11 protein-coding genes are annotated in these 11531 nt (G+C 61.0%); 7 read left to right on the forward strand and 4 right to left on the reverse strand.

Features of this window, described 5'->3' with window-relative positions; genetic code table 11:
* The first annotated feature begins 275 nt into the window (after positions 1-275).
* Complete coding sequence (dksA, locus tag VMR03_RS05975) at positions 276-692, forward strand: RNA polymerase-binding protein DksA (protein ID WP_325403236.1); 417 nt, start codon at positions 276-278, stop codon at positions 690-692.
* A gap of 96 nt (positions 693-788) precedes the next feature.
* On the opposite strand, the gene flgH is transcribed toward dksA, so the two are convergent.
* From flgH to flgF, 4 genes are all read right to left on the reverse strand, one after another.
* Positions 789-1493, reverse strand: coding sequence for a flagellar basal body L-ring protein FlgH (flgH, locus tag VMR03_RS05980; protein WP_325403254.1), 705 nt, complete (start codon positions 1491-1493; stop codon positions 789-791).
* A gap of 89 nt (positions 1494-1582) precedes the next feature.
* Positions 1583-2575, reverse strand: a complete 993-nt coding sequence (gene flgA, locus VMR03_RS05985; RefSeq protein WP_325403238.1) for a flagellar basal body P-ring formation chaperone FlgA — start codon at positions 2573-2575, stop codon at positions 1583-1585.
* Positions 2576-2587: 12 nt separating this feature from the next.
* Positions 2588-3373 carry a flagellar basal-body rod protein FlgG gene (gene flgG, locus VMR03_RS05990; protein WP_325403240.1) on the reverse strand — a complete coding sequence of 262 codons (786 nt, stop codon included), beginning with the start codon at positions 3371-3373 and terminating at the stop codon, positions 2588-2590.
* Positions 3374-3415: 42 nt separating this feature from the next.
* Complete coding sequence (gene flgF, locus VMR03_RS05995) at positions 3416-4168, reverse strand: flagellar basal-body rod protein FlgF (protein ID WP_325403242.1); 753 nt, start codon at positions 4166-4168, stop codon at positions 3416-3418.
* A 342-nt stretch (positions 4169-4510) separates the two neighbouring features.
* Between flgF and VMR03_RS06000 the strand changes: the two genes are divergently transcribed.
* The 6 genes from VMR03_RS06000 to VMR03_RS06025 form a co-directional block, all read left to right on the forward strand.
* On the forward strand, positions 4511-5005 hold the full coding sequence (locus VMR03_RS06000; protein WP_325403244.1) for a flagellar basal body-associated FliL family protein: 495 nt from the start codon (positions 4511-4513) through the stop codon (positions 5003-5005).
* 31 nt (positions 5006-5036) lie between these two features.
* Positions 5037-6170, forward strand: coding sequence for a flagellar motor switch protein FliM (fliM, locus tag VMR03_RS06005; RefSeq protein WP_325403246.1), 1134 nt, complete (start codon positions 5037-5039; stop codon positions 6168-6170).
* Positions 6167-6640 carry a DUF6468 domain-containing protein gene (locus VMR03_RS06010; protein WP_325403247.1) on the forward strand — a complete coding sequence of 158 codons (474 nt, stop codon included), beginning with the start codon at positions 6167-6169 and terminating at the stop codon, positions 6638-6640. The genes fliM and VMR03_RS06010 overlap by 4 nt, the downstream gene beginning before the upstream one ends.
* Positions 6641-6648: 8 nt before the next feature.
* Positions 6649-7431, forward strand: a complete 783-nt coding sequence (locus VMR03_RS06015) for a hypothetical protein (RefSeq protein ID WP_325403248.1) — start codon at positions 6649-6651, stop codon at positions 7429-7431.
* Between the two features lie 170 nt (positions 7432-7601).
* Positions 7602-11030 (forward strand): hypothetical protein, encoded by a 3429-nt coding sequence (locus VMR03_RS06020; RefSeq protein WP_325403250.1) that lies wholly within the window; start codon positions 7602-7604, stop codon positions 11028-11030.
* Between the two features lie 204 nt (positions 11031-11234).
* On the forward strand, positions 11235-11531 hold a 297-nt coding region (locus VMR03_RS06025; protein WP_325403252.1), incomplete at its 3' end, for a hypothetical protein.

An 11531-nucleotide genomic window follows, 5' to 3' on the forward strand; every position in this document is an offset into this window, starting at 1 on the left:
AATTCGGCACCTTCCCGAAAGAATGAGCAGTCTTGCTCACCGGCACTCCGCATAATTATTCATAATATATGGTGTAATTGAATTTATAGATGCCTTTTGGGGACGATTAACCACGAAGGGTATCCGGCCGTAACTCCGGAAATGCGTATTTTTCTTTTTGTTTCAGATGGTTATCTTATCTCGTCGCGACATCGCCTGGGTTGTTGAGAATCGGGATTCCTCTCCCTATACTCCGCCGCGTTTTCGAGCGTGTGCGTCAGGAGAGATCACCGCGAATGGTTGTCCGCTTACCTAAGGGCTATGTGCCGTCTGAGGACGAGCCGTTCATGAACAAGCGGCAGCGCGAGTACTTCCGGCGCAAGCTGGAAAAGTGGAAGGACGATATCCTCCACGAAAATCGCGAAACGCTGCAGCATCTTCAGGAGGAAACGGTTCAGCATCCCGATCTTGCCGATCGCGCGTCTACCGAGACGGAGCGATCGCTTGAGTTGAGGACGCGCGACCGGCAGCGCAAACTGATCTCGAAGATCGACGCAGCGCTGCGTCGTATTGAAGAGGGGACTTACGGTTATTGCGAAGAAACCGGTGAGCCCATCAGTCTGAAGCGGCTCGATGCGCGCCCGATTGCGACGCTTTCGATTGAAGCGCAGGAGCGCCACGAGCGGCGTGAGAAGGTCTATCGCGACGATTGATCCGTGAGACATCGGCAAAAGCAGAAACGCGGCTCTTTCGGAGCCGCGTTTTGCGTTTCGAGACCGTCATCCCGGTCTCGATACCCCCATCCGGGTTCAGAAGGGCATGATGACGTCGAAGAGCTGCTGCCCGTAGCGCGGTTGCTGCACGTCGGTGATCTGTCCGCGTCCGCCATAGGAAATACGGGCTTCGGCGATCTGGGTGTGTTTGATCGTGTTGGTGTTGGAAATGTCCTCGGGCCGCACGATGCCGCTGATGAGAAGTTCGCGCACTTCGTAGTTCACGCGGACTTCCTGGCGTCCTTCAATCACAAGGTTGCCGTTCGGCAGCACCTGGGTCACGACGCCGGCGACGGTGAGCTCGATGCTCTCCTTGCGATCGACGGTACCCGCGCCCTTGCTCGAACTCGCGCTTGAACCATCGACCAGGCTCGTCGGATCGACGCCGCTCGGCAGTACGTTCTTCAGCTTGTTCTCAAAGCCGAGAAAATTCGTCAGGCCCGCATTCTCGGAATTGGCGCGTGTCCGCTCCGTCGAGTTGTCGACCTTGGCACTGTCGGCGATGTCGATGAGCACGGTGAGGATGTCGCCGATTTTTGCCGCACGCTGGTCACGGAAGAAGGCGCGCGAGCCGGTGCGCCAGAGTGAGTTGGGTTCGTAGGTCACATGCTCCGTGGCCGGCATTGGCATGCTGACCGGTCGATAACCGGGTTGCGTCGTCGGATTGGCAATAGGCGCGAGTGCCGGCGCCGCGCCGATATTGTCGATACGGTCGATGGCGCCACAGCCGCCGAGGGGCATTGAAAGCAAGGCCGCAGCGACAAGTCCGAACGAGCGAAGGGAAATCAAACGGGAAAACATCGCAAACCTCTTTGGTGACGCAGCGTCGTTCAGGACTTCAATTCGGAAGGGAGCGATCCGCCGAGAACGTCGACCCGAACCATGTTCGGTCCGAGAACCGTGCCCTGGATTGTGCGGTTCGAGCGCGGGTTGAGAATATCGACGGTGTCGCCGATCGCGCCGCTCTGAAGCGCACGACCTCGTGCGGTCAGCGTCAGCGAGCCGGAGACATAGGTCATGTCGACCTGAGTGCCTTTCGCAACGACCAGCGGTGCCTGCACGTCGGTATTGCGCAGTGGCTCGCCCGTGCGCAGTGAGTGACGCGGCGACATGCCGACGAGCTGGCTTTCGGAGGTAATGATGTTCTGGCTGACGCGTGTCGCGGGCAACCGTACCCAATCTATATCCTGCGAGCGCACGACGTCGCCGGGCGTCACATCCCGCGTGAGAACGGGGACATCCATGACCGGATAAGCTCGCCCCGACACGCGACGAAGTACCGCGGTCGGATCGTCGGCGGGCGCGCGCAAAAGTGCATCGAAGGCGCCCGTGCGCGGGTTCGTTGCGATCTGTTCGACCTTCACGGTCGCGAGCGCGCCAGTACCGACCTGAACGCCCGCCGCGCCGTTGGCAAAGTCGACCTGGAGTCTGGTGCTGGGGGCAAACGAGGGCGTCGCGGCCATGATCGCCGAAGCGATAGCTGTCGATACTTCGATTTCGGGAACGGCGGTGCCGGCGCGGACAACGGTCACATGAGTGAGTCCGCTCGTATTGTGCCAAGCAAGACCGTTACGGCGTGCGACGAGAGAGATGCGCGAGATGGAGATGTCGCCAGTGAGACCAGGCGCGGGGGCGTCGGAAACGATAATATGCGCGGCCGTGCCGGCATCGTCGAAGAGATCGCCCAGCGTAACGGCATTGCCGGACACCGTGACATCCGAACGCAGCGCCGCGGCGTCTGCGGTCGCGACGCCGCCCATTGTGATGGCAGCTGTGAGAGCCGCGACCTGAATACGCATGGCATGACGCAATATCAAGAACATCGCTTCGATCCGTTACTTCAGGTTCGAGGTGACCGACATCATCTCGTCGGCGGCGGTGATGACCTTGGAGTTCATCTCGTAGGCGCGCTGGGCGGTGATGAGATCCGAGATTTCCGTTACGGCGTTGACGTTCGACGTTTCGAGAAAGCCCTGCAGCAATGTGCCGTAGCCGGTCGATCCGGGCGTGCCGACGGAAGGAGCGCCGCTCGCCGCCGTTTCGAGGAACAGATTGTCGCCTTGCGGATCGAGGCCGGCTTCGTTCGCGAAAGTGGCGAGGTCGAGCTGGCCGACGACCTGCGGCGCGGTCTGGCCGGGGATCGTCGCCTGAACCTGGCCGTCCTTGTTGATCGTTATGTCGGTCGCTTCCGTCGGAATGGTGATGCCTGGCTGCACCGTGTAGCCGTCCGAGGTGACGATCTGCCCGGTGGCGCTCAGCGAAAGATTGCCGGCGCGCGTATAGGCGTCTTCACCGCTCGGGAGTTCCACGCGGAGATAGCCGCGCCCCTGGATCGCCACGTCGAGCTTGTTCCCCGTATTGTTCATGTCGCCCTGGTTCATGATCCGATAGACCGAACCGGTCTTGACGCCAAGGCCGATTTGAACGCCAGAAGGGACGATCGTGCCGGTGTCCGACGAGTTCGTACCGACGCGGCGCAGGTTCTGGTAGAGCAGATCCTGAAACTCGGCGCGCTGGCGCTTGAAGCCCGTGGTGCTCATGTTGGCGATGTTGTTCGAGATCACCTCGACATTGAGCTGCTGGGCCATCATGCCGGTGGCGGCGATGCTGAGCGCTTGCATTGGATCGGTTCCCTGACCTTATTGACCTGTGGACGACACGGCTCAAGCCGTGCCGGCGATCTGTGAAATAGCCTGGCGGCGCATGTCGTCGGCGGCGTCGACAAGCTTTGCCGCGCTTTCGTAGGAGCGCATGACGTCCATCATGTTCGTCATCTCGATGATCGGCTTGACGTTGGAGCCTTCGATCGAGCCTTGAATGATACGGGGCGACTGCACGGGCTGCTCGGCCTGCGTTGTCGAAAGAAGATTGTTCGCCTCGTTCTTCATGTCCTGAACATTGGCGAAGTTGACCAGCGCAAGCTTCCCGCGAACCTGCTCCGACGCCGTGGTGCCGTCGCGCGTCGTTGTGATCGTGCCGTCGCGTGCGATGGTGATCTGGCTCTCATCGTTCGAGAAGGTGATCGGTGACCCGCCATCGGTGAGCACCGGATCGCCGTCCTGTGTCACGAGCTGACCGGCCCCGTCGAGCTGGAGGTGACCATCTCGCGTGTAACGCACACCCTGCGCCGTCTGGACCTTGAGGAAACCTTCGCCGCTGACGGCGACATCGAGCGGATTGCCGGTAGTCTGCATTTCGCCGTCGGCGACATTGCGGAACTGGCCGTAGTCCTGAACGAAAGAAAGCGTCTTGTCCGGGCTCGTCTCGCTGGCGACGGGCATGACATATTCGTCGAACAGCATGCTCGCCGACTTGTAGCCGGTCGTATTCATGTTCGCGATGTTGTTCGCGATCACGGACATCTGCCGCATCATGGCGGTCTGGCGCGACAGTCCGATGAGTATTGCGTTGTCCATCGAGGTTCCGAAGCCTGCTGGCGGATAAGTTCGCAGCCTCATTTGCAGGGTGCGTGCCAGAAGAAAAGCGCAAGCATTTCAGGTGTTTGGCAGGGCGATCGAAGATGCGTCGAATGCTTAAGGCAGCCTTTACCGGGCAGTTCTTGCCGGTGAGGTGCGGCCTTTGCCATTCGTTGCCGGCCGAGGCACGCGGCGACCAAAGCGCCGGCCAGGGCAACGCTTCATTAACTAAAGTCAGTAAGGATTACGCAGTGTCTTGGGCATGAAGGACGCCGATGGTCGTCCTTGGACACGCGATCAATTCGAACCGGCGTCACCGCCGGCGGGCAAGGGTGGGCTACCATGGCAGCTGCGATCGACGCCGACGCGTCCAATGAGGAGGCGACAGATAGCGCCCCCGCAAAGCGTAAGTTGAGCGGCAAAGTGCTTGTCCTTTATATCGCTCTTCCTCTGCTCGTTCTTCTCAGCGCAGGGGCGGGCGTCTGGTTTTCCGGCATTCTGGGCGGCCACCAGGACGCACAGCCGCGGATCGCCGAACCTGTATTTTACGACCTTCCAGACATCCTTGTGAATTTGAGCGGTCCGCCGCCGCAGCACTTCCTGAAAATGAAGGTGGCGCTGCAGGTCGTCGATCAAGACGCGTTGAAACGTCTCGAGGCGGAGCTTCCTCGCGTTCTCGACAGCTTTCAGGTTTTCCTTCGCGAACTGAGGCCGGAGGACCTGCAAGGATCCGCAGGCATGCTGCGCATCAAGGAAGAACTTCTGCGTCGCATCGCGCTCGCAATTCAGCCACCGATCGTCAGCGACGTTCTCTTCAAGGAAGTCATCGTTCAGTAGGGCCGCGCCCCGCCAGGATTGAGTGCATTAAATGGCCGACATCGACGAAATCGATCAGGACGAAATGGCTGCCGCTATGGCTGCTATGGACAATGAAGAAGCCACTGCCACGGAGCCGTCATTCCGCGCAGCGCCGGAGCGCGTGCTCAATCAGGACGAGATCGACAGCCTGCTCGGCTTTGAGATCGACAACGAGGATGCGGGCGAGAAGTCGGGTATCCGCGCGATCATCAACTCCGCGCTCGTCTCCTACGAGCGCCTGCCGATGCTCGAAATTGTCTTCGACCGGCTTGTGCGCCTGATGACGACGAGCCTGCGTAACTTCACCTCGGACAATGTCGAGGTGAGTCTCGACAATATCTCCTCAATCCGTTTCGGCGACTATCTGAACTCGATCCCGCTGCCGGCCATTCTCGCGGTCTTCCGCGCGAAGGAATGGGACAATTACGGCATGTTCACGGTCGATTCAAACCTCATCTACTCGATCGTCGACGTGCTGCTCGGTGGCCGCCGCGGCACGGCTGCCATGCGTATCGAAGGCAGGCCCTACACCACCATCGAACTCAATCTCGTTCAGCGCATGATCGAAGTCGTGCTGCAGGATGCGAAAGCGGCGTTCGAGCCATTGTCGCCGGTCACTCTCGAACTGGACCGGATGGAAACCAATCCGCGCTTTGCCGCCATTGCCCGTCCCGCGAACGCTGCCATTCTGGTGAAGCTCCGTATCGACATGGAAGATCGCGGTGGTCGTATCGAAATGCTTCTGCCCTATGCGACGCTCGAGCCGATCCGGGAACTTCTGCTTCAGATGTTCATGGGTGAAAAATTCGGTCGCGACTCGATCTGGGAAAGCCATCTCGCGACCGAACTCTGGTCCACCAAGATTCCGCTTGAGGCCGTGCTGGATGAACAGAAATTGACGCTGCGCGAAGTCATGGATTTCAAGGTCGGGCAGACGCTCATGCTCAACAACGGGCCAGACGCTCTGGTTGAAATGCGTTGTGGGGGCGTTGCACTTGCCTCCGGACGGATTGGCCGCCTCAGCAACAACGTCGCCGTGCGCATCGAGCAGGGCATCAAGAAGACCAGTCGCGGCACGGCGATCGATGCCGCCGTTGCCGAGGCTCAGGCGGGGGATACCAGGACCACGGGAGTACGCAGATGAACGTTCTGAACGGCGTCATGCCATTCGATCTGATGCTTGAGATCATCGTCTCTGTACTTCTCGCGGCGACAATAGGCTATTGCGCGATGCTCGACCGCCGCCTGCGCGCCATGCGCTCTGGGCAGGACGGGTTACGCGAGCTGATCGAAGATCTCTCCGTCGCGACGCGTCAGGCATCCGAGGCTATCGGTCGGCTTCGTGAGGCGAGCAACGCGACTGGTCAGCAACTGAGCGAGCAGGTCGCCCGCGGTCGCGGCCTCGCCGATGAACTCGCATTGATGCTCGAATCCGGAAACGCGATCGCCAACCGCCTCGGTAGCCTAGAGATGCGGCGTCCTATAGTGGGTACGGCTCCGGCTCTGCAGCCGGCGATAGGGCCGCGCGGCGCGCACAACGCAGCGTCCCGTGAAGCGTCAAAAGCGGAAGCGCCGCAGCATCCGTTGCTCGATCTTCTGAAACGGGCCCGTTGAGGTTAGTCATGTTCAGCCGTCTTCGTCTCCTGCCGACCGTCATGCTTTGCGCCGGGCTTTTGCTCGGGCTGAAGGTTGTTCACCTCGTCGGCGGCCTTGAGGATTTTGCGGCGGTTTCTCCCGCGCGCGCCAGCAGCGCGGAGCCGAAGATCGAAGAGAGAGTGCCGACCAAGAAGGACGGCGCCAGGGACGATGGCACTGGCGGCGCGGTGTCGTCCGTGAAGCCAGCTCAACAGGAGCCGGGACCGGCTGATCCCCAGATGGACGCCGCCCAAGCCGCCATCCTCGGCAGCTTGTCTCAGCGCCGCGATGAACTCGACAAACGAGCCAAGGACCTCGATATGCGCGAGCAACTGCTCGCCGCCGCCGAAAAGCGCGTCGAGGACAGGATCGCGGAATTGAAGGCTATCGAAGCCAGTATCAAGGCGCGCATCGTCGATAACGACAAGGAAAACGAGGCTCGCCTCGCCGGTGTCGTAAAAATGTATGAGACGATGAGGCCGAAAGACGCCGCGCGGATTTTCGAGCGGCTCGACATGGGCGTCCTGATCGATGTGGCCCGGCGGATGGAGCCCCGGAAGCTTGCTGTTATTCTAGCGGCCATGGATCCGGTGACGGCGCAGGAGTTGACGGTCGAACTCGCCACGGGCGACAAATTGCCGGATAACCTCGGCGAGGCGCCGGCCGGCAAGACCGAAGAGCTGCCGGCTGCACCAGATGCGGCGCCGCGGGCGAGCCTGCCGATGGCGCCCGACGCCGCCGCGACGTTGCCGGTCGGAAAACCGGCCTGATCGACCGCAAATCGACCTCCGAGCAAACGGAACGGGACCCGATTTAAGCGTCACTTAACTCTGAAGACCTATGGTGGGGGCCGAGGCGCTTGCGCTTGGGCAAGCGATTCCATTGGCGGGCAAGAATCGTGATCGGGGCCGGACGGCATCGTCGGAAGTGGCATGGGGCGATGCGGAACATTGCCGTGCGCTGGATCGGCCCGTTGGCGGCGCTGATCTTCGTCTCGACCCTGCTTGCCAGCATGCCCGCCGGTGCAGCCACCGCCATCTCCGGCGTCTTCTCGCAAAATGATGGGTACGGACGCATCGTTCTGACCTGGCCCGGGGGCCTTCCCGCACATTCCGAAACCGTCACGGCTGGCGTTCTCGTCGTCAAGTTCGACAGGCCGTTCACGACTGACCTCTCCGACTTTATGCGCCAGATGCCGACCTATATCGCGATGGCCCGCCAGGATGCCGACGGCAGGACGCTGCGCCTCGCATTGAAATTCGACTACTGGCTCAACGTGCAGCAGGCCGAAAACAGCCTCTATCTCGATCTCCTGCCGAGTTCATGGGCAGGAAAGGCGCCGCCTTTGCCTACGGATGTGTTGGCGCGGCTTGCGGCCGCCTCGGAGGCGAGGAAGAAGGCGCAGGAAGAGGCAAAGCTCGTCAAGGAGCAGGGTATCGTCGATCCGGGGGCGCCCGATCCGGACTTGCGCGTCCGTGTCGCCGCGCATGAAGGCATGACGCGACTCGTCTTCGACTGGAACCAGCCGGTGCTCTACTCGCTCGTTCAGCAGGAAGGCTCGGCGACCATCACCTTCGACCGCACTGCAAAAGTCGCGCTGGCGCCGATCCGGGTCGCGCCGCCGCCCTATCTCGAAACGATCAGCGCTATCGAACGCAACGGACGCTTATCGGTTTTTCTGAAACTAAAGCCCGGCGTCAATGTGACGGATTTTCGCGAGGACCTTGGCATCGTCCTCGATCTGAAGCCGATTCAGGATGCCCGCACTTCCGCACCTATGGCGCAGGAGGTTGTGCCGCCCGCCGCTGGCAAACCGGAGCAAAAGGACGTCCTCGCCACAGGCTCGCAGGACGTACAATCCAGCACGCAGGCGCCGACGGTGCCCGCAGCGGACGCGCGTGGGCCGAAGTCGATCATGCCCGCAGCCGCCGCGGCACCAGCCTCACGGCCGGCCGCCATGGTCGAAACGCCGCCAACGGAGGCGGCTATTCGTCCGGCGACGCTCAAGGTCACCGCCAGCGCTCATGATGGCAGAACCGACATTGTCTTTCCCTGGACCGCGCCCGTCGGCGCGGCTGTTTTTATCCGGGCCGACACGCTCTGGGTCGTTTTTGACGAGCGCGCGCCGGTCGATCTGTCGGCGCTCGGCGGCGATGCAGCAAAACACATCGCCGCGCCGCTCTCCGTCGATCTTGAAAACGGTCTTGCGCTCGCCTTTCCGTTGCACGAAGCGCAGGCTCTCGTCAGCGCGGCGGAAGAGGGGACAGCCTGGCGCGTGTCGCTCGGGAATGCGTTAACGGACACCGGTCGCCCGATCGAAGTGACGCGGGCATGGCGCGACACCGGCGAGGGTGTCGTAAGCTTCGATCTCAAGGGCGCGCGCCGGATCCTTCAGATAAACGATCCTGTAGTGCGCGATGTCCTTTATGTCGCCACTGCGCGCGCGCCGATCCAGTCGATGCAGACACCACGCAGATTCGTGGAGTTTCAGGCGTTGCAGAGCGCGCATGGGCTCGCCATCGTGCGGATGGCGGACGACCTCAACGTCGCCGCCGGTTCCGATGCGGTGGTGGTCACGCGGCGCAGCGGGCTCACTTTGTCCGCGGACAATACGAACGCCGCCACGTCGAATTCGCCTACCGGCTATCCTGCCTACATGGATCTCGCTGCCTGGCGTGGCAAAGGAAGATTCATGGAGCGCAAGCAGGCTCTTGAAGCGAAAATTGCTATCTCAAGTGCCTCGGACGTCGGACCGGCCCGCGTGGCTTACGCTCGCTTTCTCGTTGCCAACGGCCTCGGACCGGAGGCGCTGGTGCAACTCGCTGATGCGTCATCCAGCGACAACAGGCTCGGCATGGATCCGGGCTTCTGTGCACTCCGCGGTGTCGCGAAAGTGCTCGCCCATCGCAATGTGGAGGCGCTGGCCGATCTGTCGATCAGCCAGCTCGCGATGGATCCCAATGCGGCTGTCTGGAGAGGGCTCGCGCGTGTCGAACTTGGCCGGATGGATGAGGCGCGCAAGGATTTCGACCTGGGGGCGCTTTCGATTGATACGCTCGATCCGGATCTCGCTATCAAGGTACATCTGCGGGCCGCCCGCGCCGATCTGGCGGGGAGCGATCTGACCGCGGCGCGCGCGCATCTGCGCCAGGTTCCAGCCGATCTTCCCAATCTCGACCTGGCCGCCGAGAGGTTGCTCGTGCAGGCCGAGATAACCGACGCACTCGACAGACCGGATGAGGCCGCGACGCTCTACGATAGGGCCGCCGCCGCCAATATCCGGCCGATCATGGTGCAGGCGCGCCTGCAAAAGGCGCTGATGCTCAATCGCAAGGGCAAGCTTGGCGAAAAGGAACTCACCGCCGAGCTCGACAAGCTGCGCATGATGTGGCGCGGCGACGAAACGGAGCGACGCGTTCTTTCGGCCTTGGCCGAACGGCAGCTCGCCGATGGCGATGTCGTTTCGGCACTCAAGACCATGCGGATCGCAACCGTAAACTTTCCCGACAGCGATGAAGCGCGGGCGATGGGCGCGCGCATGCCCGACATATTCGCCGATTATTTTATCAGCGACCGCGCGGCGAAGCTGCCGCCGGTGCAGGCTGTGAGTCTCTATTACAGTTTTCAGGACCTGACGCCGATCGGGCAAAAAGGCGACGAGCTGATCCGTCGTCTCGCGGAGCATCTCGTCTCAGCCGATCTTCTTTCCCAGGCAGAAACGCTGCTGCGTTATCAGATCGAGCAGCGGCTTTATGGCGGTGTCGGCAAGGCACAGGTAGCGGCGCGGTTGGCGGGCATTTATCTCCTGGACCAGAAGCCTGAAGACGCGCTTCGGATTATCCGTGCGACGGCGCAGAATGCGCTGCCGGCCGATCTCGATCGTCAGCGGCGGCTTATCGAGGCGCGAACGCTGGCGTCGCTGAAACAATACGATCTGGCGCTCGATCTGCTCTCCGAAATCGCAGGGCCGCTCGCCGACGCTCTGCGAACGGATGTCCTCTGGGAGGCACAGCGCTGGGACGAGGCCGGAGCGGCAGCGGAAGTTCTGCTCACGGAGAACGACGTGGCGTCGGTACCGCTTTCCAGCGACCAACGTTTCGACATCATGCGCGGCGCGATCGCCTACTCGTTGGCGGACGATGAGGGGGGACTCTCCCGCCTTCGATCCAAATTTGGCAATCGCATGGCCGAAACGCCCGACGCCAGCGCGTTCGCGATTGTGACCGCCCCGATCGAGAAGCAGGGCGTAGCCTTCCGCGAACTGGCGAGCCATATTGCCTCCATCAACACGATGGAGCGCTTCGTCAATTCGCTGAAGAAGACCGACAAGGTTTCGGCGGTGGACGGGATTCCGGTCGCGAGCAACTAGTCGAAGCTAGAACATAGACCTCCTTTCGGGTATCTCTAGCCTCAAAGATTGGGGCGTTTCGCGATGGTTGGGGGCACTTACATTCGAAGAGTATTCACCCTTTGGCATTCAGTCATTTCCTTCGCGTCGTCGAGGATGAAGGACGGGAGTGGCTGGCCAATATCCGGTGAACACCTTTCACTTTTCTGTCTCTGCATCTTGTGGATGATGTTCCTCGTCTACCCCGGACCGGTGCTCTATCATCCGGATGAAATCGTCGGTAAAAGCCTTAGAATTCTTGTGTCGAATGGGAATCCTCATTTTTTTAATTATCCCGGACTTTTGCTGTACCTAAATGCTGCTCTGTATGGACTTTTGTATCTGTGCCTGAGAGCAAGCGGTTTTGTGCAGGGATACGCCGACTTTTTCAATCTCTATGAGATGCGTTCGTTCGGCCGGATTGGTGGTCTAAATCTGAACTTTCTCTGGCCATCTTTTTTTATCACGGCCACCTTCTCGCTC

The sequence above is a fragment of the Parvibaculum sp. genome (genome assembly GCF_035511255.1).
Lineage (GTDB): Bacteria > Pseudomonadota > Alphaproteobacteria > Parvibaculales > Parvibaculaceae > Parvibaculum.

Bases quoted from the DNA above. Each gene is read 5' to 3' on its own strand.
- dksA (WP_325403236.1), top strand. From the start codon at position 276: ATGGTTGTCCGCTTACCTAAGGGCTATGTGCCGTCTGAGGACGAGCCG.
- flgH (WP_325403254.1), bottom strand. From the start codon at position 1,493: ATGCCCCTCGGCGGCTGTGGCGCCATCGACCGTATCGACAATATCGGC.
- flgA (WP_325403238.1), bottom strand. From the start codon at position 2,575: ATGTTCTTGATATTGCGTCATGCCATGCGTATTCAGGTCGCGGCTCTC.
- flgG (WP_325403240.1), bottom strand. From the start codon at position 3,373: ATGCAAGCGCTCAGCATCGCCGCCACCGGCATGATGGCCCAGCAGCTC.
- flgF (WP_325403242.1), bottom strand. From the start codon at position 4,168: ATGGACAACGCAATACTCATCGGACTGTCGCGCCAGACCGCCATGATG.
- VMR03_RS06000 (WP_325403244.1), top strand. From the start codon at position 4,511: ATGGCAGCTGCGATCGACGCCGACGCGTCCAATGAGGAGGCGACAGAT.
- fliM (WP_325403246.1), top strand. From the start codon at position 5,037: ATGGCCGACATCGACGAAATCGATCAGGACGAAATGGCTGCCGCTATG.
- VMR03_RS06010 (WP_325403247.1), top strand. From the start codon at position 6,167: ATGAACGTTCTGAACGGCGTCATGCCATTCGATCTGATGCTTGAGATC.
- VMR03_RS06015 (WP_325403248.1), top strand. From the start codon at position 6,649: ATGTTCAGCCGTCTTCGTCTCCTGCCGACCGTCATGCTTTGCGCCGGG.
- VMR03_RS06020 (WP_325403250.1), top strand. From the start codon at position 7,602: ATGCGGAACATTGCCGTGCGCTGGATCGGCCCGTTGGCGGCGCTGATC.